The following is a 21,812-nucleotide window of genomic DNA, read 5'->3' as shown; positions in this document are numbered from 1 at the left end:
AAAAGAAGGGTGATTAAAAAATCACCCGTACTTTTGTTCCTTTTTCTATTTCTGAAGATATATCCAGCTTTGCATGATAAGCAGAAATGATTTTCAGGGTCAGGCTAAGTCCGATGCCTTGTCCGGCATAGTCCCGGGTATTACTGCCCCGATAGAAAGACTGGAATATGTGTTCTATTTCTTCTTGTGGAATACCGATTCCCCGGTCTTCTATATCAAGAATGACTTGTTGTTGCTCCCGGTAGAGAGTCACATTTACTTCTTTATCAGAATATTTGCAGGCGTTATCTATTATATTTTTTAATGCTATCTTCAACAGATATGGATTGGCTTTTACAGTCATCTGCGGGTCTGTCTCTTCCAAATGAAGATGGATTCTCTCATCAGAAGCTGTCAACTCTTTTAATATATCGGCCAAAATAATCTCTTCAATATTGTTTTTCAGGAGTTCTTCTTCTTGTCGTGAAAGAAAAAGAAGATGCCGGATCAGGCTGGATAACCGTTTGCTTTCCGAAGAAATTCGTTGGAGGGATTCAATGTATTCTCCCGTGCTTCTTTCTTTCAGCAGACTGATTTCACATTCTCCCTGAATGGCAGTAATCGGATTGTTCAACTCATGTGAAGCGTGACTGACAAAGGATTTTTCTGCCTTGAATGCACTGTCCAGACGGTCGAGCATGCTATTTAATGTCTTTATCATGTCCTCCAGTTCGTCATTATTACCAGTGGTCTTTAATCGGCGGTTCAGACTGTTGGCACGTATTCTTTTCAATTCCTTTAGTATGTGTTGCAGGGGAACCAGAATACGGCCGGAATATATTTTTCCGATAAAAAAGATCAGGACGGAACTGGCTAAGATGAGAAATATGGAAAGCAACAATAGGTGTTCCTTGATTTCTGTTCCGTAGGCATTCCGGGACATGACGAGTACGATAAAGTTTCCTTCATTATCCGGATAATAAAGGGCGGCTCCCAGTTGATCCTTATATTTGAAGGAGAAAGGGATGCTGTCCTGTCCTGCCAGCAGAAGAGCCTGCTGGTGTTGTGTGAGGTATTTATTCAGCGTATCATGCACTTCGGAGAGACTGTCCATATTTAAAAGAATCTCATGGGCTTCGGGCAGGAGTTCGTCATATTTGCGCTGGATAATCTGGTAGCTCTGTTCGTCTACTTCATCTTTTTCCCAATGCTTCTGTGCGGTCAGGTAGGCTTTTTCACGCAGGTAAGAAGCATAAAGTTTATTGATGTACTGCGTACTGAAAATATAAAATACAGCAATGATGATGACAGTGGTCAGTACACTGATTAATGTATAGAAGAGAGCTATTTTAGAACCTATTTTCATAGCCGGGATTAGTGTTGGTGAGTTTAAGTATTCATGATATATCCTAATCCTACGACTGTATGGATCAGCTTTTTATCAAAGTCACGATCAATCTTTACCCGGAGATAGTTTACGTAAACATCTACGATATTGGTATTGGTATCAAAATTCTTGTCCCATACATCTTTGAGCAGAGTGATACGTGAGAGGGCAACCCCTTGATGAGTCATGAAATATTCGAGCAGGCGGTATTCTTTAACAGTAAGGTCGATGTCTATGTCACCCCTTTTGGCTTTTCGGGTATTGCAGTCCAATATCAGGTTATCGCAAGTCAATAGATTGGAAGGGACTTCTTTGTTGCGTCTCAACAGGGCTTTGATGCGTGCTTCCAGTTCCTGGAAACTAAAAGGTTTGACGAGATAATCATCTGCTCCCGCATCCAGTCCTTTGACGATGTCTTCGGTTGTTCCTAAAGCTGTCAGCATGATTACCGGGATTTGATACCCGAACATTTGGCGATAAAGTCGGCAAAGCTCCAAACCATTTATTTTAGGCATGATAATGTCCAGTATTAAAAGGTCGAAAGGTTCGTCCTGAAGGATTTTCCAACCCGTATTCCCGTCATGGCAGACGGTTACCGAATGCCCGAATTCTTTTAATCCCCGTTCGATGAAAGAGGCGATATTAATTTCATCTTCAACCAATAGTATCTTTGCCATAATTCAGATTGTTTATGTGCAAAGATACTTTTTTCCTGGCATCCGGAGAAAGAAATCCGCCCTACATTTAAGTGTTTCTTCTTTTTGAGTTGTACTATATACAAACAATAGATATGCTATGAAAATAAATTATGTCATTGGAGCTTTTCTGTGTGTGCTGGGATGTTACGGGTGTAGCAGTCCGAAAACAGAAGTGAAATCGCCGGACGGTCATATCAAAATGGCTTTAACAGTAGACGACAACGGCAAACCGCTGTATAACGTTTTAGTAGGTGACTCATTGTTGATTGAAAATTCGACATTGGGATTTACGGAGAAAAACGGTATCGACCTGGGCGGAGGATTTCAGATAAAAAACACGACTTTCGACAGTAAAGATGAAACATGGACGCAACCATGGGGTGAAAATAAAACCAATAGAAATCATTATAATGAGATGGCGGTAAATTTGGTCAATAAAGATCAGGTGGAGTTAACTCTCCGTTTCCGTGTGTTTGATGATGGGGTAGGGTTCCGTTATGAATATAATGTGCCCGCAGCGGATTCCCTATTGATTACGGATGAACTGACAACTTTCCGTTTTCGCCAAGACGGTACATCATGGTCCATTCCTGCCAGTGCCGAAACTTATGAATTGCTTTATGCGCAACGTCCCATTTCCGAGGTGGAGACAGCCAATACTCCTTTCACTTTTAAAACTGCCGATGGTGTCTACGGAAGTATTCATGAAGCGGCATTGTACGATTTCTCGGAAATGACTTTGAAGCAGGCAGGAAACTATACGTTGAAAGCTGAACTTGCTCCATGGCCTGATGGTGTGAAAGTGCGTAAAGGTAATCATTTCACTACTTCCTGGCGTACTATTCAGATTGTTCCGGATGCCGTTAGTCTGATTAATTCGGCTATGATTTTAAATCTGAATGAACCAAGTAAAATAGAAACGACCGATTGGATTCGTCCGATGAAATATGTAGGTGTATGGTGGGGGATGCATCTCGGCGTAGAAACCTGGAAGATGGATGAACGTCATGGAGCCACTACTGTCAATGCCAAGAAATACATTGATTTTGCCGCTGCCAATCAGATTGAAGGCGTTTTGTTTGAAGGTTGGAATGAAGGCTGGGAAAGCTGGGGTGGTATGCAAAACTTTGACTTTACGAAACCGTATGCTGACTTTGACATTGATGAAGTGGTTCGTTATGCAAAGGAAAAAGGAGTTGAAGTTATCGGCCATCACGAGACCGGAGGGAATATTCCCAACTATGAGCGCCAGATGGATCATGCTATGCAATGGTACACAGACCACGGTATCCATGTCCTTAAGACAGGATATGCGGGAGCTTTCCCGAATGGTTATCTTCATCACAGCCAATATGGGGTCAACCACTATCAGAAAGTGGTGGAAACAGCTGCCCGTCACAAAATGACGCTGGATGCGCACGAACCTATTAAAGATACCGGTATCCGTCGTACATGGCCTAATATGATGACACGTGAAGGAGTGAGAGGGATGGAATGGAATGCATGGAGCGAAGGAAATCCTCCGTCTCATCATGTCATGTTGCCGTTCACCCGTATGCTGTCCGGTCCGCTGGATTATACACCGGGTACGTTTGATATTTTGTTTCTGAACACCAAAGATTCTCCCCGTCGCCAGAAATGGAACGATCAGGATAAAGGAAACAGCCGTGTGAATACAACATTGGCGAAACAGCTTGCTAACTGGGTGATTTTGTATTCTCCCTTGCAGATGGCATCTGATATGATTGAAAATTATGAAGGCCATCCGGCTTTCCAGTTCTTCCGCGATTTCGATCCGGATTGTGACGAATCGAAAGCATTGGCAGGAGAACCGGGGGAATTTGTAGCCATCGTGCGTAAAGCAAAAGGCAACTATTTCTTGGGAGCGGCAACGAACGAGAAACCCCGTACACTGGAAATAAAACTGGATTTCCTGGAACCGGGCAAACAGTATAAAGCTGTCATCTATGCGGATGGAGAGAATGCGGATTGGAAATCAAATCCTACGGATTACCGGATAACGGAACAAACGGTTACTTCTGAAAATACGTTGAACATACGAATGGCTGCCGGAGGCGGACAGGCTATTTCATTTATGGCACTTTAAAAAGATCGATTGATTATAAAGTTAGACTGTTAATAATGGAAATAGGATTCGTTTTTAGGTAGGAAGATAGAAAAATAGGTAGTATAAATAAAGTTAGTTAGAGGTTAGAAAAAACGGTGGACAGTGTTGAGGCTGTTCACCGTTTTTATTATTAAGCATGTTCTCATTATCAGTTTATATAATCCGTGCCTAATACTATGAGAATTATTGCAAGGATACTCATTGTGTTATCCGGGATAATTATCCCTTTGCTTCCTGATACATAAAGCGCTTGATTGACTTTTTCGCAGTCTTTTCAAATTCTTCAAAATGGATTTTAATCTTGCTTATTTGAGAATAGTTAGGAAGCTGTTGATTCAATTCGATACGGTTTTGCTCCATTACTTTCTGAATATCCGTCTGCTGCAATCCATGAGCGAAAGCATCGTCGAAATCCGGGTAGATCAGGGCTACCAGTTTTTCGTGCTGTAAGACGATCAGTGACTCCGAAACATACGGCATGTTGTTCAGCTTGCTTTCAATTTCTTCGGGATAGATATTCTGTCCGCTAGAGGTGAGAAGCAGGTTCTTACTACGTCCGCGGACTGTCACATAACCCTCTTCATCCAACGTACCGAGGTCACCGGTATGCAGCCAACCGTTAGCATCAATAATTTGCGCCGTAGCTTCCGGATTTTTATAATATCCCAGCATCATATTCATTCCTCTGCATACGATTTCTCCGGCATGTGTTTTCGGGTCCGGTGAGTCAATACGGACTTCCATTCGGCTGGTTGCCTTTCCGCAGGAAGCAAGTTTCAGTGTTTCCCAACGGCTGGAACAAATAATCGGACCACATTCCGTCATACCGTAAGCGATGGTGTAGGGGAACCCTATCTTTTTAAGGAAAGCCTCTACTTCCGCATTGAAAGGAGCACCTCCGATAATAATCTCGTCAAAGTTTCCACCGAAGATTTCCATGGCAGCCTGTCGTGCCAGCGATTTGATTTTATCGTTCACAATAGGCACTTTCAGCAATAACTTGCCGATTTTGCTGTCTACTTTAGGAAGAATATCTTTCTTGATAATCTTTTCCACAATCAACGGTACACAAGAAATCACTTTGGGTTTGATTTCGGAGAAAGATTGGGAAATGATTTTCGGAGACGGCATACGCGTCAGGAAATAGATGTGTGCACCTGCAGAGAATCCGTAAAGGAAATCATATACCATACCGAACACGTGTCCCATAGGCAACATGGAAACGATATGATCTCCTGGTTTAACGGGAAGCATTTCGAAGCAGTAAGCCACGTTTGACCAAAGACTGCGATAGGGGAGCATCACTCCTTTAGAGTAACCCGTGGTACCGGAAGTATAGTTGATGATAGCTAGTTCTTCCGGACGATCTTTCCGGTAACAAATATGTTCCGGGCGAAAGTTCTTGGGATACTGTTGACCGTAAATAGCGTTCCGGTGTTCAAAAGCGTAAGTGAGTTTTTCGTTTCGGGACACTAATGCCGAGAAATCAGCCAGCGAAGCGATGCCCTCTAACAAAGGCATGGCATCTTCATTCAGGTTCTCCCATGCCTGGTCGCCGACGAAAAGTAATTTGGCTTCGGAATGGTTGACGATATTATGAATATTATCTGCCTTGAATTCATGCAAAATGGGAACAATAACAGCTCCGTAAGTGATAGTCGCCAGGAAAGTAACTGCCCAGTGAGCACTGTTACGTCCGCAAACGGCTATTTTATCTCCCGGCTGGATGCCGGCACTTTCCAAGACGATGTGAAATTTAGCGATTTTACGCGCTACATCCTTATATTGGAGGGTAATTCCTTTATAGTCAGTTAAGGCATCTTTGTCCCAGTTTTTGATGATGCTTTGCTCAATATAATCAATGAACTGATGTTCTTGTTCCATTCGATTTTTGCACATTTAGTTTAAAACTGCGCAAAATTAATACTTCGTAGATGTAAACCGAATTTTAAATTCAAGTTTTACGGTTAATTAACGGAGGGGGAGCGAACAATTTTATCAGCCGGATAAAGGTCATTCGTGTTTCTTCCTTAGAACTAGTTCATTGGCCTATATAAAACATTTCGTCTCCACGCATGAAGATGAAACGAATATCTTGCAAAGGCAAGAGGTTTCATGCGTGGAGACGAATCAGTTATAGTGTACTGAATAACTCTTTTCAGATGTTATTCTGAATCAGTATCTTCTTCTTTGGATTTTTCGGAAATAAGTAATAGTTTATCTCCTTCGTGCAGTTTCAGTGTTCCGTTGGGAATCAGGAACTCATCTCCGCGCTTCACGATCATTACCAGCGTGCCTTTCGGAAGATTCATATCTTTCAATGTGTCTGCTTCTTCCAGCATACTTTTGGTGATAGTCATGTCACTAAGATCAGAGTCTATTTCTTCCGGAAGTTCCACTCCGAAGTCGTTACCGGTTTTTTCCAGCGGTTTGGAAAGATTCAAAATCCGGGCGACGAAAGAAATGGTTGTTCCCTGTACGACCAATGAGACAATGGTAATAAAGAATACAATGTTGAAAATGAGGTTCGAACCTTCTACGCCCGCCACTACCGGATAGGTAGCAAAGATGATAGGAACTGCACCGCGTAATCCTACCCAAGATACGAAAATACGTGATTTCATCGTGATTTTCCGGAATGGAAGCAGACAAAGGAACACGCTTAACGGGCGCCCGATAATAATCATGAAAACACCAATCAACAATGCCACGGCAGCTACTTCGAGCATTTCGTGCGGGTTGACAAGCAATCCCAGGCAAAGGAACATGATGATTTGCGACAACCAGGTCAGTCCGTCCATAAAGGTGTAGATATCCTTACGGTGCATGATTTTATTGTTTCCCACCATGATACCGGCGATATATACGGCAAGGTATCCGTTACCTTTCAGTAAATCGGTGATGGAGAAAGTGAAAAACACAAATGCCAGTAATAAGATGGGATACAAGGCTTGATTATCAATATTGAGCTTATTTAACATCCGGATAGCTAGCTTTCCAAGTACATATCCGGCAGCCGCGCCGACGATAAACTGGATGACGAAAGAGCCTACGATAGCTCCGACTCCCATACCTGACGATTGAATAAACTGTATCAGGACAATGGTAAGCATATAGGCCATCGGGTCATTACTTCCGCTCTCCAGTTCCAGCATGGGACGAAGGTTGTGTTTCAAGTTCATCTTCTGTGAACGGAGAATGGCGAACACCGAAGCCGAATCCGTAGATGACATGGTGGAGGCCAAAAGCAGGGAAGTAGTGATAGGTAAATAAATATTTGACCAGCTCATACCTGATATCCACCAGATAAAGAGTCCGGTGAAAAGAGCTGTAAGTAGTACTCCGACAGTGGAAAGCACGATACCGGGACCTAGAATAGGTTTGATTTCTCTGAATTTCGTATCCATACCTCCCGAGAAAAGGATAATACTAAGGGCCACCATACCGATAAATTGGGCGTCTTTCGCGTCGTGGAACTGCAGGCCGAGGCCGTCACTTCCAAACAACATTCCTACTACGAGGAACAATAATAAGGTAGGTACTCCAAAGCGGTATCCGGTTTTTCCAACAACGATGCTGACGAAAAGTAAGATAGAACCGATAAGTAGGGTGTTTTCTGCTGTAAATATCATAGGCAATATATTATAAAGTTATAAAATTGTCGTATTAATTCTCACCGTGCGAAGTTACACATTATTAACAACAAATAAAAACTCTTTTTGGATGTATTTTTGTGAAAAAAGGGAGTTAAATTGTCTAAAAAGACTAATTTTGCAAAGAATAATCTACATTATACTTATGGATTCAAATAATCTTACACCTTTGAGGAAAGGGGTGGTGGGGGTACAATTCTTGTTTGTAGCTTTCGGTGCTACGGTACTCGTACCGTTATTGGTAGGGCTTGACCCTTCTACAGCTCTGTTTACAGCAGGTATTGGTACGCTTATCTTTCATGCGGTTACGCGTGGAAAGGTTCCTGTCTTTCTGGGGAGTAGTTTCGCATTTATTGCGCCTATCATTAAAGCGACAGAACTTTATGGGTTGCCCGGCACCTTATCCGGCATGGTTGGAGTAGCATTAGTTTACTTTGTGATGAGTGCGCTTGTCAAATGGCAGGGAGTGAGGGTGATTGAGCGGCTGTTTCCTCCTGTTGTCATAGGACCTGTCATCATTCTGATAGGTTTGTCACTGGCGGGAACAGGAGTGAATATGGCAAAAGAGAACTGGGTACTGGCACTGCTTTCGTTGGTTACCGCAGTCGTTGTTTCAATGAAAGCCAAAGGGCTTTTGAAACTGATTCCTATCTTCTGTGGAATTGTAGTAGGGTATCTGGCTGCATGGCTTTTCTACGATTTGGATTTGTCCGGTGTCAGGGATGCTGCCTGGATTGGATTGCCGCAGTTTGTCTTTCCTAAATTCTCATGGGAACCTGTGTTGTTTATGATTCCGGTAGCCATTGCTCCGGTGATAGAACATATTGGTGATATTTATGTCGTTAATACGGTCACCGGAAAAGATTTCGTGAAAGATCCGGGGTTGCACCGCACCTTATTGGGTGATGGTCTGGCCTGTTTCTGTGCCGGATTGCTGGGTGGGCCTCCTGTGACTACCTATTCGGAAGTGACAGGAGCCATGTCACTGACAAAGATTACTAATCCGCAAGTGATCCGAATAGCTGCCATTTCCGCTATCTTATTCTCCGTTATCGGTAAAATCAGTGCATTATTAAGATCCATTCCAAGTGCGGTACTGGGCGGCATCATGTTATTGCTTTTCGGAACGATTGCTTGTGCGGGTATTGGTAATCTTGTGAATAATTGCATTGATTTGAGCCGTACCAGAAATATAATCATTGTATCTTTGACACTGACTGTCGGCATTGGTGGCGCTGCTTTTAATTGGGGCGATTTTTCATTGTCCGGCATTGGACTGGCAGCTTTGGTGGGAGTAGTTCTCAATTTAATATTACCCAGAGAGGATTGAAATTCTATTCAAAAAAACATCCACTATGCGGGAGTAAATGCAGGACTCCTGATTAAGCAGGAGTCCTTCTAATATAGAAAAAAAGATAGTGACGGTATATGATGGAAATAGTGACGGTATGGTTGTTGTATACCGTCACTATCCTTATCAAATACCGTCACTATTTTGTAGAAGAGAATCTGCTTGTAAAATACCCTTCTGTTTCCTTATCATTTATGATAGAAACTTCACAATATCTTCATCCACTGTACTGATACCTCCGATCCCGAATTGTTCGATCAATACGTTCCTGACATTCGGTGAAAGGAAAGCGGGAAGTGTAGGACCCAAATGAATGTGTTTCACTCCCAAAGCCAGTAATGCCAATAAAACAATGACCGCCTTTTGTTCGTACCAAGCGATGTTGTATACGATAGGCAACTGATTCACATCATCCAATCCGAAGATTTCTTTCAGTTTTAAAGCGATGACGGCCAATGAGTAACTGTCGTTACATTGTCCTGCATCCAACACTCTCGGAATGCCGTTGATATCACCTAAAGCCAGTTTATTATATCTGTACTTGGCACAACCGGCAGTAAGAATCACGGTGTCACCAGGTAATTTTTGAGCAAATTCCGTATAGTATTCACGGCTCTTCATACGTCCGTCGCATCCTGCCATTACAAAGAATTTACGGATAGCTCCGCTTTTCACGGCGTCCACCACTTTATCTGCCAGGGCTGTCACCTGTGCATGAGCGAATCCTCCGATAATCGTTCCGTTTTCAATGGCTACCGGTGGCTGACATTGTTTAGCATGAGCAATCAGTGCAGAAAAATCTTTCGGTTTTCCGTCTTTACGTTCGGGGATGTAATGTGCCCCGTCCAAGCCGCAGGCTCCTGTGATGTAAATACGATCCTTGTAGCTGGCATTTGCACGTGGCGGAACGATACAGTTACTTGTGAACAAGATAGGACCGTTGAAACTTTCAAATTCCTCTTTCTGCTTCCACCAGGCGTTTCCGTAGTTTCCTGCCAGATGCTTGTACTTCTTTAGTTGAGGATAATAATGTGCAGGCAACATTTCGCTGTGAGTATATACATCTACTCCTGTACCCTCTGTTTGTTCCAATAACTCTTCCAGGTCTTTCAAGTCATGTCCGCTGATTAATATACCCGGATTATTGCGTACACCGAGACTCACTTGTGAGATTTCCGGATTTCCGTAGCTGCTGGTATTCGCTTTATCCAGCTGTGCCATTGCCGATACTCCATACTTTCCTGTTTCCAAAGTCAGCTGAACCAGTTCTTCCACTGTAATATCATTGCGGGTCAGTTCAGACAAGGCATGTTGCATGAAAGCAAATATTTCCGGTGACTCGTAGCCCAGGTTATGCGCATGCTCTACGTAGGCAGCCATTCCTTTCAGGCCATAGTGTACAAGTTCTTTCAGTGAGCGGATATCCTCGTTGGGAGTGCGAAGCACACCGACCGTTTTTGATTTCTCTTCAAACTCATCTTCGTTTCCATCCCAAAGACATTCGTCAGGAGCATTTTCGATCTTTATCTTGTTGCCAAGTTCTTTTTTCAGTTTCAGTCCTTCTTTGATTTTTTCAGTGATAGCCACTTTATCAAAATTGGCGTTGGTGATGGTAATGAACAAAGCATCATAGATAAATTTGTCTGCTTGTTCGGAAGGATGTCCATCTTTACGCAGATGTTCGTTGTAGACAGCAATTCCACGTACTACGAAGAGTAGTAAGTCTTGCAGGTTAGCCACTTCAGACGTTTTACCGCACACACCTTTCAAGGTACAACCGGTACCCATTGCGGTTTCTTGACATTGATAACAGAACATACTCATAACTTTTACGTTTTTAATTAGTCCAATATTTTATTTATTGAACGCAAAAGTAGAGGAAAAGTTTCAGGTGATTCTGTAACCAATGTTACAACAATGAATATTTTTTATCTAAAACACTCATTATTCGATTCATAAATCTTTAAACTGCTCTTATTATTGAATAAGCCGTACCAGTTGTTCTTTCTGTAAAATAGTGATATGCTTGCGATCGGCTATTAATAATCCATCTTCCTGCATGTGTGCCAGTTCGCGGGCGAGGGAAGGACGGGATACTCCGAAATAATCACTCAATTCCTGTTGTGAACGGTCGAGGGTGATATGCGTCTGTTGTTGCTGTTTGTATAATCGGAGCAAGTACGAAGCAAGTTTCTGACGAATCGTTTTAAACGACATAAAGAAAAGCTTATCCGATAAAGTCCGTGCATAATTGGCAGAAAGATTCATATAGTTTTCCAAAAACTGCTCGTTTTTACGGAATAACCTCAATACACTTGATTTAGGAAGTTCGATAACCTCTGTCGGTTCGTTGGCAGTCACTTCCACCGGATAGCGGTTCTCCTCACCGAACAGAAATAGAGGGGCAATCGCTCTTGGAGCAGCGATGTCTTCCACTTTGATAAGACGCCCCGAATAATCAATCATCTCTCCACGTACGCTTCCTTTGGTCAGGATGACGAGGCGATTGCACACAGCTCCCTGTTGAGCCAGGATTTCCCCTTTCTTATAAGAACGTGTATGGAAACTGATCTCTTCCAGATCGGCAAAAAGTCTTTCCGGAGTGATCCCTCGGAATAAGGGGTTGTTGACGAGTGCAGGTATCATATATCAATAGTTATTTGAATTTTAAAATAAACGTTGTTTCTTTCTCCCGCAGCAAAGTGAGACTCCCGCCCGAAAGGCGCATGATCTGTCGTGAAATACTAAGCCCGATTCCGCTACCATTTTCTTTGGTGGTGAAGAAAGGAATAAAGATATGCTCTGCTATTTCCGACGGGATTTCGGGACCGTTGTTTTTGATCTCGATCCATATTTCTTCCATATCATTGCAATAAGCCCGAAGTTCGATTCTACCATCCGGTTGGCTTCCGATTGCCTGAATGGCATTCTTTAGAAGATTGATAACCACTTGGGCGATGAGGTTTTCATCCGCATACAGAATTAAGTCCGCAGGAGAAATCTCCGTGTGGAAACAAATGGTGTCACACGGATTCTGATGGCGGGCAAGTTCAATCATCCTTTCTATGAATGCTTTCACATAGAACAATGACGGTTCCGGTGCAGGTATGCGTGTAAACTGCCGGTAAGATTCTACAAAAGAGAGCAAGCCTTTTCCTGTGGTGCTGATGGTCTGCAACCCGTGACTGATCTCTTCATCTTTACCCTCGGACATGGAAAGAAGAGTGTCACAAAGAGAAGTGATAGGCGTGACCGAATTCATGATTTCGTGCGTCAGAACCCGTGTCAGGCGAATCCATGAATCTATTTCCTTTTCATCAAGTTCGGTATTGATATCATTCAGAGCCAGGATACGCAGATGTTCTTTGCGTACATTGATTTCCGATACACGTATGGATAGATTAACGGTTCCCCGTTCGTTGTGAAATATCACTTGCAGCTTGTCTCCGGGACGGCAGTTCTCTATTTTTTCCATGAGCGTAGTGTCTACTTTACTCAACTGATGGATATGCGTGAATATATTCAGCCCCAAAAGACGGAGTGCTTCCTTGTTCTTCTGATAAACAGCCCCATTGTCATTGAGTACCAGCAATCCTGTACTGACAAAATCCAGAATCAGCTCGTAATATTTCTCTTGCTGGGCGGTTTCCGCTTTTACATTATATAAGATGTGTCCCACCCGGTTGAGTGCCCGGTTGATCTTAAGGCTTTCGGGAGTACCGTTTTCTTCGGGAAAATGAAAAGTGTTATCATTATTTTCAAGCGCGTTAATCATGAAAAGCACCTGCTTGGTGTGAAGCTGGTACAGGCGGATTTGCCAGATGATGCTAAGTACCAGCAGACAAAGACTAACCCCCAACCAACCGTATGACTGATGAATACCGAACCAGACAGTCGATATACAGAAAAGTACAGTCAGTAAAACTCTGAACCAGTACCGAATCACCAGTTGTTGGATCTGTGAGCTCATAATCCGAATTTTTTCATCTTGTTATAGAGTGTCTGCCGGGTTATTCCCAGTTGAGCGGCCACTGCTGATAGATTTCCCGCACAGGCATCGAACGCTTTCCGTATCATCTGCACTTCCATTTCTTCCAGGGTGGAGATACTCTGTTCCTGAATGGCTATCCGTGGTACGGATAATTGGAATAATTCAGCGGGAATCAGCGGACTGTCATTGATGATAACCGCCTTTTCGATGACGTGCTCCAATTCGCGGATATTACCATACCAGGGATGCGCAGTCAATTTATCCTTTGCTTCGGGAGTGAACTTCATCAACGACTTGTCATATTGCTTGCAGAAGTGAACCATAAATCGTTCGGCCAATGGGATAATATCCTCTTTCCGTTCGCGCAGGGGAGGAATTTCCACATGAATGGTATTGATGCGGTAGAGCAAGTCTTCCCGGAATTCGCCTTTCGCTACCATCTCCTGCAGGTTCCGGTTCGTGGCACATATCAGTCGGATATCAATAGGAATTGGCGTGTTACTTCCCACTTTCACAATGCTTCGCCGTTGGATGGCGGTTAGTAGCTTTGCTTGCAGATGGTAGGGCAAGTTTCCTATTTCGTCGAGAAACAGCGTACTCTTTTCGGCAGCCTCGAACTTACCTGTCCGGTCGGTGTGTGCATCAGTGAACGACCCTTTTATATGTCCGAAAAGCTCACTCTCGAATAAAGATTCGGTGATGGTTCCCATATCCACAGCAATCATTTCTTTATATTTGCGGTTGGAAAGCGCATGGATTTCCCGTGCCAGCATCTCTTTTCCCGTTCCGTTTTCACCCGTTATCAAGAGGTTGGCATCGGTGACGGCAACCTTTTTAATCAAAGCCCGTAGTTGTTGCATAACCTTGCTTTCTCCCCAGTACATAGGCGAGTGAACAGGCTTTTCTTTACTTGCCGTTTTCCTATCGTTGTGCGTAGAGGTTGCTGCAGTTTGCAGCGTTTCCACCAGTTTCTGGTTGTCCCAGGGTTTGACGATAAAGTCCGTTGCTCCTTCTTTAATACCCCGGATAGCCAGTTCAATATCGGCATAAGCCGTAAAAAGTACGACCGGAAGATCCGGACGTACTTTTTTTATTTCATGTAACCAGAATAATCCCTCATTGCCGGTATTGATGCCCGATGTGAAATTCATGTCCAGCAATACCACTTCCGGCATTTCCTCCCGCAGGACGCTCGTCAGGGTGACAGGCGAGGAGAGTGCAACGACCTTTGAAAAATAACTTTTTAAAAGGATTTGTATGGCAGTCAGCACCCCTTTATTGTCGTCTACAATGATGATTGTTCCAGATTTACTCATTTTCGTTCAAGTTTGTAAAGCGCAAACTTACGAAAAAAGGATGTGATAATTCAAGAATCGTAATTCAAAATTGATTTTATCCCCCTTGTATCTCCAATCATAACCACTGGAACTTCAATCCGAATGATAAACTAAGGTAGTCACGTGGACGGAGATAACTATTGTTTACCGCACTAATCACATAAAGGTCACACGTACTTATTTCATAGAAAAAGGTTACAGACTTGGCCATAAATCTACGTTGCGGGTCAATGTCATAGGTCAGGCGTTGTCCCATAAAGACATGGAAACGCACTTTGCTTGAGAAACCATAATACCCTTTCGGATAACGTTCCGGTTCGTTCACCCAGAACTGATTTCCAAATACGGTATTCACATAAAGACCACAGGCAAGAGGCTCTGTCGAGAATCCTTTTCCAATATTAATGCTCCAGGGCATATAGTTCTGCTTGAGCGTCATGGTCACTTTTGCTTTCTTCGAAGAATATTTCGGAATGAATCCGAGCAATACATCCGTTTCCCACTGATTACGTTTTCCATAATCCCATCCTGTACCGAAAGAGAGCAATCCCATATTTCCGGCATATTGTATTTTGGAATGAGTCGGGATAATCCGTTCCCAGTTTCTGCGGAAACGGTGAACCCGATTATCGTAGCGGGTATGTTTGGTGTGCTTCGGTGTGGCAGGCAACACGGAGTCCGCTTTGATAATGGTGAATGAAGACTCCCCGTTACGAAAGGTGATAATTGAATCATCCTTGATGATAAAACGGAGCGAATCATCCTTGTAGTTGTTGATGATTGTATCCCTCTTGCAGGTAGCAGACATCAGACCGGGAAGCAGGAGAAGCACGGACAGTACTCCCGCGCGTAAGATATAATTAGTATTTAACCAGCTCATATTCGTATTTTTCCGGAGTTATTGTAAATACCAGATAAGTACGGTAATCCATACAATCACTGGTAACATAATGTATCCCATCATCAAAAATCACATCGTCCTGATGGTGATGGGTATGGGCGGCCGTGCAGAACTGTACTCCTGCATACTGTTTGACATAGTGTTGGAATACTTTTGCCACATTATCATTGAACACATCCGTATAGGGACGCGCGTGCATACAAATGACCGTTTTTTCAAACTCATCCCGCCTGTTCGTTATCTCATTTTCCATAAAGGTAAAGTCCGGTACAGGTTCGGAGTAATCATACTCCAAAGCGTTGGTATTCAGGCAGACAAACTTCACATCTCCTGCGATGAAAGAGAAGTTTGTGGGGCCGAATACAGCCTTGTAGGTTTCCGCTCCCGTTCCCAGACAGTCATGATTTCCGATCAGAGCCACATAAGGCACATGAAGTCCGTTCATGATATCCCTTTGCCAAAGAAATTCCTTAGTCAGTCCGAAGTCACTCATATCCCCTCCGTGGATAACGAAGTCAATATCATTTCGTTGATTGATTGCTTTTACAAAATCTTCCGTTTCGTCATACCATCGTTGTGAGTCGCCCATTGTCACGAACCGTATCGTAGTTTTACCCTGGCAATTTGCTTCTATTCTTTCCATATTGTGGGCGTTGACCTCTGTTTCTCCGCTGATGCGGACGTCATACGGATGATAGTCTATCATACCGCATCCCGAAAGGAACAGGCACGAAAACAGTGCATATAAATTCTTCCTCTTCATCATTACTTTAATAGTTTAGAAAACTAGATGCAAAGATAAAGTTTTCTATCGGGATGGACAATCTCCCCATGGATAATAGAGACTGTTGGAACAATTTAAAGGAGAAATGGAATAGTCTCCCGGTTGTCTAAAAATTAGACGGTACTGTCTAATTTTTAGACAATATTCAGAAAGGTTGAAATGATAAACACTTGATAATGAATTGTTATTCTTTTTTGGCATGCTTTCTGCATTCTTGAAAATAGAAAAAACAGAAATAAAATATAATATGAAACAAATCTATTATGTGATCCGTACTTTATTGCGGGGGCATGGTTCCAACGTTATCAAAATCCTCTCTTTGGCGTTGGGGCTGACGATGAGCATCCTGTTGTTTGCCCGCGTGGCTTTCGAACAGAGCTTTGACAAATGCTTCAAAGATTATGATAACCTGTATCAGATCTTCTCCGTCTTTTCCGCCAATGGCCAAACCTTTGAGCCGCAGGAAATGAACTGCGGACCGGTGGCGGGTGCCATACAGGAGAACTTTCCTAAAGAAGTGGAAGCAGCCACCAGCTATTGTGTCTGGATGAGTGCCCCTCTTTATTATGGAAGTGTCCGTTTTGAAGCTAACAAAGTGACAGCCGATTCACTATTCTTTCAAACTATGGGTATCGATGTTTTGAGCGGTGTTCCGGAAAAAGAACTGATGCAGAAAGATGTTGTCTTTCTTAGTGACCGGTTGGCGCGTAAGATGTTCGACCAAGAAAACCCGATAGGCAAAGTAATCTCCTATAATAAAGAAATAGAACTGACAGTGAAAGGCACGTACGCCGACATACCCGAAAATGCTACCGTCAGACCGGATGCAGTGATTTCTCTGCCTACCGTATGGAGCCGTGGATGGGGAAACTACTCCTGGAGGGGAGGCGATAGCTGGATCGCATTTATCCGTTTTCGTCCCGGAGCAGACAAATCCGTGGTGAATGCACGGTTGAATGACCTGATAAAGAAATATCGTCCTGCGGAAGACCAGAAAGTGGTAGGTTATACCGCTTTTGTAAAGCCGATCCGTGATGTATACAGGGAAGAACCGGACGTGAAGCGGATGCGGAACATCATGTCTATCTTGGGAATAATCATCCTTTTTATCGCTACCTTGAACTACGTACTGATCTCCATCTCTTCACTCTCATACCGTGCCAAAGCCATCGGCGTACATAAGTGTAGCGGTGCAGGCAGCGGCAAAATCCTGGGAATGTTCCTATTGGAAACAGCTATCATTATTCTCTTCGCCTTGCTATTGATGGGATTAATCTTACTGAACTTCCGCGACTTTATAGAAGACACAACCGCCGTTGAACTCGGAGCCCTGTTCTCTTTAGACCGTCTTTGGGTACCCCTGCTGACGGTAGCTATCCTGTTCCTCATAGGAGGAGCACTGCCCGGACGCATCTTTGCCAGAATCCCCGTTTCACAAGTCTTCCGCCGCTACACAGAAGGAAAAAAAGGATGGAAACGCCCGCTATTATTCGTGCAGTTTGCCGGCGTAGCTTTCATCTGCGGATTGATGTATGTGGTGATGCTGCAATACTACTATGTCTTGAACAAAGACCTGGGATACAATCCGAAGCGCGTTGTCGTAGCCAATACTGATTTCGGCAATAAAGAAAACCAGGACTATGCCCTGACTTTCTTCCGTGGCCTGCCTTATGTAGAGTCCGTGTCCAGTGCCGATTCCCATCCCGTCTATAGTTATAGTGGAACGATGATTCAGGATGAAAGTGGACAATCACTTTTCTCCTCCCGTTTTTGCGAAATGATGGAAGACTATCCAAAGATGATGGGTATGGTGATGAAGGAGGGGCGTATGCCACGGAATGAAAACGAAGTAGCCATCAATGAAACATACGGCGAATGGATGCATTGGGGAACAGAGCTATTGAACCGTACTGTCTATAATTCAGGCTACGTATGTAAAGTAGTGGGAGTGATTAAAGACTTCCGGATCGGTAATTTCACCAACCCGCAAGCACCCTTCATCCTGATGAGTACCAAGAATTTCGGAAACTGTGTTCATGTCCGGCTGAAAGAACCTTTTGCAGAGAATCTTCAGAAACTGAATAAAGTATCGGCAGACGCTTTCCCCGATAAAACGGTCGATTTCCGTTCGATGGAGCAGATGATAAAAGAGAGTTATAACTCCATCCGCGTCTTCAGCAATGCTACCATACTGGCGGCGGTTACCATGTTCTTTGTGATGATGATGGGATTGATAGGCTACACAACCGATGAAGTCCGCCGCCGTTCCAAAGAGATTGCCATACGTAAAGTCAATGGTGCCGAAGCCTCCGGCATTCTGGAAATGTTGGTGAAAGATGTGCTCTATGTAGCCGTTGCAGCCGTTGTGATCGGTGTAGCGGCATCATGGTACGTCAATGATATGTGGATGGATATGTTTGCCGAGCACGTGCCTGTCAGTTGGGCGGCGTATGTACTGATAGCGATTGTAAATCTTCTCGTTATCGTAGCCTGCGTACTTTGGAAATCGTGGCGGATTGCCAATGAAAATCCGGTGAATAGCCTTAAAAGTGAATAATTAAAAACATAAATAAAAAGAGTATGATTGAAATAAACAACATCAGTAAAGTATTCCGTACTTCCGAAGTAGAGACAGTTGCCTTGAATCACGTAAACCTTGAAGTAAAAGAGGGAGAGTTTGTAGCCATTATGGGCCCCTCCGGTTGTGGTAAATCCACTTTGTTGAATATTCTGGGTTTGCTCGATAACCCCACCGAAGGTTCCTACCGCTTGATGGGTGAAGAAGTGGGCGGATTGAAAGAGAAAGAACGTACCCATGTGCGTAAGGGCAAACTCGGATTCGTATTCCAGAGCTTTAACCTGATCGACGAGCTGAATGTTTACGAGAATGTAGAACTTCCTCTGACATACCTGGGCTTTAAAGCATCCGAACGCCGCCGCATGGTAGAAGACATTCTGAAACGGATGAACATCAGCCATCGTGCCAAACACTTTCCGCAACAACTTTCCGGTGGTCAGCAACAACGTGTCGCCATTGCCCGTGCCGTAGTGACCAACCCGAAACTGATTCTCGCCGATGAGCCGACCGGTAACCTCGACTCAAAGAATGGGGCAGAAGTGATGAACCTGTTGACCGAACTGAATAAAGAAGGAACAACCATCATCATGGTGACACACTCACAACACGACGCATCCTTTGCCCATCGTACAGTTCATTTGTTCGACGGCAGCCTGGTAGCCAGTGTGATAGCATAAACCAGATCAGAAGCAAGTATGAGACAAATCTATTATAGCATACGTACATTACTGCATGAGCGTACTTTGAATATCGTAAGAGTGCTCTCCCTTTCTTTAGGACTAACAGTTGGCATCTTGCTTTTCTCGCAAATAGCTTTTGAGATGAGCTATGAGAAATGTTACCCGGAAGCGGAGAATCTGATAATGGCGAGAATAGCGGCACAGAATATGACGACCGGCGAAGTGCAGGGTGATGACGGAATGAATTATGACTATACCGTCTGTGATCCGGTAGCTTTTACCTTGGCGCAGGATATGCCTGAAGAAATAGAATCAGCCACCTGTGTACTTCCTTCCCAGTTTTATCATATTTATAAGGAAGACAAACTGCTGTCAAAAGCAAATTACATGATGGTCGACACCTGTTTCTTTGAAACGATGGGTATACCCGTACTAAAAGGGAACGCGAAAGATCTCATCATCTCGAATAGCATATTTGTATCAGAACATTTTGCCCGTGAAACATTCGGTAGCGCAGACCCTATTGGGAAAACCCTTTCGGCCGACAAGCAGTTGGAGCTCACAATTCGCGGCGTCTATAAAGACATACCCGAAAATTCGATGCTCTCCCGTGACTTTGTGATTACCATCCACCGCGATGGTCGCTATGCGAGTGGTAACGGTTGGAATGGGAATGATATCTTTTATGCCTTTGCACGCTTGCGTCATGCGTCGGATATAGACAAGGTGAACAGCAAAATTCAACAAGTAATGGCAAAATACAGCCCCTTGCAATGGGATGACTGGAAGTTGGAATACAGCGTTGTTCCTCTTTCGAAACGCCATCTGGATTCTGCCGATACCCAGAAACGTTTGATGATATTCGGCTTCCTCGGCTTTTCAGTGTTTTTTGTAGCCATCATGAATTATATGTTGATTTCAATAGCCACTATCAGTCGTCGTGCAAAAAGCGTAGGAGTGCATAAATGCAGTGGAGCCAGTTCCGGAAACATCTTTGGCATGTTTCTGGCAGAAACCGGAGTATTGGTTCTACTATCCGTCCTGTTTAGCTTCCTGTTGATAATCAACATGGGCGAATTGATCGAAGACCTGTTGGGAACCAGCCTTGCCTCACTGTTTGCCTGGGACATCATTTGGATACCCTTGCTCACTGTAGTAGTCCTTTTCCTCCTGGCAGGAGGCATACCGGGAAAACTGTTCTCACGTATTCCCGTCACGCAGGTATTCCGGCACTATACGGATGGAAAAAGAGGATGGAAACGTTCATTACTATTTGTCCAGTTCACGGGTACCTCCTTTGTACTCGGATTATTGCTGGTTACCCTGTTACAATATTCTCACCTGATGAATGGAGATATGGGAATCAAGATTCCGGGACTGGTAGAAGCCGAAACCTGGATGTCCGGCGAAACAGTAGAACATGTAAAAGACGAGTTGCTCCGCCAACCGATGGTGGACGGGGTATCGGCATCCACACACAGCGTACTGGGAGAATATTGGACACGTGGATTGATTGGTAACGACGGCAAACGCATTGCCACCCTTAATTTCAATATGTGCGACTATGATTATCCGAATGTGATGGGAATCAGAATAACAGAAGGCACTACCATCAAGAAAAAAGGCGATCTATTGGTAAATAAAGAACTCGTTCGTTTGATGAAATGGACCGATGGTGCCGTAGGAAAATCAGTGAGTGGGGTAGAAGGTACCATCGTGGGAGTGTTTGATGATATTCGTAATAGAAGTTTCTATTCCAGTCAGTCTCCTATCGTATTGATTGCCGATAAAGAATCGGCCAATCACACCATCAATGTTCGTCTAAAAGAACCCTATGACGAGAACCTGAAACGCTTGAACGAATGTGTGGCAAAAACATTCCCGAATGTAGCCCTGAACTTCAATTCAGTAGACAGCATGATTCGCGAAGGCTATAAGAGCGTATACCGTTTCCGTAACGCAGTCTGGATTTCGTCCTGCTTCATCCTGCTTATTGTCATCACGGGATTGATTGGCTATGTGAATGGAGAAACTCAACGCCGCAGCAAGGAAATAGCCATACGCAAAGTGAATGGGGCAGAGGCCTCCGGCATCCTGAAACTATTGATATACGACATTCTGAATATCTCCGTAATCTCTGTGCTGATAGGTACTGCCGCTTCCTATTTTACAGGCCAAATATGGTTGGAACAGTTTAGCGAACGAATTGATATGGATCTGTTACTTTTTATAGGAATAGCCCTGCTGGTACTATTGGTTATCGTGGCTTGCGTGGTAGTGAAAGCCTGGCACGTTGCCAATGAAAACCCCGTAAAGAGCATCAAAGCAGAATAAAGAATAAAAAC

Annotated in this window: 15 protein-coding genes; 5 read left to right on the top strand and 10 right to left on the bottom strand. The window is 43.8% G+C overall.

Annotation, left to right across the window (positions count from 1 at the left end):
• Positions 1-13: 13 nt before the first annotated feature.
• Positions 14-1,345: a sensor histidine kinase gene (locus Bovatus_RS04700; protein WP_004295725.1), complete on the bottom strand. Its 1,332-nt coding sequence runs from the start codon at positions 1,343-1,345 to the stop codon at positions 14-16.
• A 23-nt stretch (positions 1,346-1,368) separates the two neighbouring features.
• Positions 1,369-2,043, bottom strand: a complete 675-nt coding sequence (locus tag Bovatus_RS04695; protein ID WP_004295726.1) for a response regulator transcription factor — start codon at positions 2,041-2,043, stop codon at positions 1,369-1,371.
• A 118-nt stretch (positions 2,044-2,161) separates the two neighbouring features.
• On the opposite strand from Bovatus_RS04695, the gene Bovatus_RS04690 reads away from it, so the two are divergent.
• The gene (locus Bovatus_RS04690) at positions 2,162-4,171 is read left to right on the top strand and encodes a glycoside hydrolase family 97 protein (RefSeq protein ID WP_004295727.1); all 2,010 of its coding nucleotides are present in this window, start codon (positions 2,162-2,164) and stop codon (positions 4,169-4,171) included.
• Between the two features lie 240 nt (positions 4,172-4,411).
• Here the strand turns inward: Bovatus_RS04690 and Bovatus_RS04685 are convergent, their stop codons facing one another.
• Positions 4,412-6,076, bottom strand: coding sequence for a long-chain fatty acid--CoA ligase (locus Bovatus_RS04685; protein WP_004295728.1), 1,665 nt, complete (start codon positions 6,074-6,076; stop codon positions 4,412-4,414).
• A gap of 281 nt (positions 6,077-6,357) precedes the next feature.
• Entirely contained in the window at positions 6,358-7,824 is a 1,467-nt protein-coding gene (locus Bovatus_RS04680; RefSeq protein ID WP_004295729.1) for a potassium/proton antiporter, read from the bottom strand.
• Between the two features lie 166 nt (positions 7,825-7,990).
• On the opposite strand from Bovatus_RS04680, the gene Bovatus_RS04675 reads away from it, so the two are divergent.
• Positions 7,991-9,175 (top strand): uracil-xanthine permease family protein, encoded by a 1,185-nt coding sequence (locus tag Bovatus_RS04675; RefSeq protein ID WP_008777334.1) that lies wholly within the window; start codon positions 7,991-7,993, stop codon positions 9,173-9,175.
• 213 nt (positions 9,176-9,388) lie between these two features.
• On the opposite strand, the gene hcp is transcribed toward Bovatus_RS04675, so the two are convergent.
• From hcp to Bovatus_RS04645, 6 genes are all read right to left on the bottom strand, one after another.
• Positions 9,389-11,020, bottom strand: coding sequence for a hydroxylamine reductase (gene hcp / locus Bovatus_RS04670; RefSeq protein WP_004295731.1), 1,632 nt, complete (start codon positions 11,018-11,020; stop codon positions 9,389-9,391).
• A 153-nt stretch (positions 11,021-11,173) separates the two neighbouring features.
• Complete coding sequence (locus Bovatus_RS04665; RefSeq protein ID WP_004295732.1) at positions 11,174-11,842, bottom strand: Crp/Fnr family transcriptional regulator; 669 nt, start codon at positions 11,840-11,842, stop codon at positions 11,174-11,176.
• 10 nt (positions 11,843-11,852) lie between these two features.
• On the bottom strand, positions 11,853-13,166 hold the full coding sequence (locus tag Bovatus_RS04660; protein WP_004295733.1) for a sensor histidine kinase: 1,314 nt from the start codon (positions 13,164-13,166) through the stop codon (positions 11,853-11,855).
• Positions 13,163-14,503 carry a sigma-54-dependent transcriptional regulator gene (locus Bovatus_RS04655; RefSeq protein WP_004295734.1) on the bottom strand — a complete coding sequence of 447 codons (1,341 nt, stop codon included), beginning with the start codon at positions 14,501-14,503 and terminating at the stop codon, positions 13,163-13,165. Before Bovatus_RS04655 ends, Bovatus_RS04660 begins: the two co-directional genes overlap by 4 nt.
• Before the next feature lie 97 nt (positions 14,504-14,600).
• Entirely contained in the window at positions 14,601-15,404 is an 804-nt protein-coding gene (locus tag Bovatus_RS04650) for a hypothetical protein (protein WP_004295735.1), read from the bottom strand.
• Positions 15,385-16,188: a metallophosphoesterase family protein gene (locus tag Bovatus_RS04645; RefSeq protein ID WP_052587814.1), complete on the bottom strand. Its 804-nt coding sequence runs from the start codon at positions 16,186-16,188 to the stop codon at positions 15,385-15,387. The genes Bovatus_RS04650 and Bovatus_RS04645 overlap by 20 nt, the downstream gene beginning before the upstream one ends.
• Before the next feature lie 268 nt (positions 16,189-16,456).
• Here Bovatus_RS04645 and Bovatus_RS04640 point away from each other — a divergent pair, with 268 nt between their 5' ends.
• The 3 genes from Bovatus_RS04640 to Bovatus_RS04630 are packed head-to-tail and all read left to right on the top strand — an operon-like array spanning position 16,457 to position 21,801.
• Positions 16,457-18,766 carry an ABC transporter permease gene (locus Bovatus_RS04640; RefSeq protein WP_004318093.1) on the top strand — a complete coding sequence of 770 codons (2,310 nt, stop codon included), beginning with the start codon at positions 16,457-16,459 and terminating at the stop codon, positions 18,764-18,766.
• Positions 18,767-18,789: 23 nt separating this feature from the next.
• Positions 18,790-19,464, top strand: coding sequence for an ABC transporter ATP-binding protein (locus Bovatus_RS04635; RefSeq protein ID WP_004295738.1), 675 nt, complete (start codon positions 18,790-18,792; stop codon positions 19,462-19,464).
• Between the two features lie 18 nt (positions 19,465-19,482).
• On the top strand, positions 19,483-21,801 hold the full coding sequence (locus Bovatus_RS04630) for an ABC transporter permease (protein ID WP_004295739.1): 2,319 nt from the start codon (positions 19,483-19,485) through the stop codon (positions 21,799-21,801).
• Positions 21,802-21,812: the final 11 nt, after the last annotated feature.

It is taken from the genome of Bacteroides ovatus, assembly GCF_001314995.1.
In the GTDB taxonomy this organism is placed as follows: Bacteria; Bacteroidota; Bacteroidia; order Bacteroidales; family Bacteroidaceae; genus Bacteroides; species Bacteroides ovatus.
The sequence above is the reverse complement of the archived record's forward strand: the minus strand, read 5'-3'. Positions and strand labels throughout refer to the sequence as shown.

Coding starts and splice junctions, on each gene's coding strand:
- Bovatus_RS04700 (WP_004295725.1), bottom strand. CDS start 1,345: ATGAAAATAGGTTCTAAAATAGCTCTCTTCTATACATTAATCAGTGTA.
- Bovatus_RS04695 (WP_004295726.1), bottom strand. CDS start 2,043: ATGGCAAAGATACTATTGGTTGAAGATGAAATTAATATCGCCTCTTTC.
- Bovatus_RS04690 (WP_004295727.1), top strand. CDS start 2,162: ATGAAAATAAATTATGTCATTGGAGCTTTTCTGTGTGTGCTGGGATGT.
- Bovatus_RS04685 (WP_004295728.1), bottom strand. CDS start 6,076: ATGGAACAAGAACATCAGTTCATTGATTATATTGAGCAAAGCATCATC.
- Bovatus_RS04680 (WP_004295729.1), bottom strand. CDS start 7,824: ATGATATTTACAGCAGAAAACACCCTACTTATCGGTTCTATCTTACTT.
- Bovatus_RS04675 (WP_008777334.1), top strand. CDS start 7,991: ATGGATTCAAATAATCTTACACCTTTGAGGAAAGGGGTGGTGGGGGTA.
- hcp (WP_004295731.1), bottom strand. CDS start 11,020: ATGAGTATGTTCTGTTATCAATGTCAAGAAACCGCAATGGGTACCGGT.
- Bovatus_RS04665 (WP_004295732.1), bottom strand. CDS start 11,842: ATGATACCTGCACTCGTCAACAACCCCTTATTCCGAGGGATCACTCCG.
- Bovatus_RS04660 (WP_004295733.1), bottom strand. CDS start 13,166: ATGAGCTCACAGATCCAACAACTGGTGATTCGGTACTGGTTCAGAGTT.
- Bovatus_RS04655 (WP_004295734.1), bottom strand. CDS start 14,503: ATGAGTAAATCTGGAACAATCATCATTGTAGACGACAATAAAGGGGTG.
- Bovatus_RS04650 (WP_004295735.1), bottom strand. CDS start 15,404: ATGAGCTGGTTAAATACTAATTATATCTTACGCGCGGGAGTACTGTCC.
- Bovatus_RS04645 (WP_052587814.1), bottom strand. CDS start 16,188: ATGAAGAGGAAGAATTTATATGCACTGTTTTCGTGCCTGTTCCTTTCG.
- Bovatus_RS04640 (WP_004318093.1), top strand. CDS start 16,457: ATGAAACAAATCTATTATGTGATCCGTACTTTATTGCGGGGGCATGGT.
- Bovatus_RS04635 (WP_004295738.1), top strand. CDS start 18,790: ATGATTGAAATAAACAACATCAGTAAAGTATTCCGTACTTCCGAAGTA.
- Bovatus_RS04630 (WP_004295739.1), top strand. CDS start 19,483: ATGAGACAAATCTATTATAGCATACGTACATTACTGCATGAGCGTACT.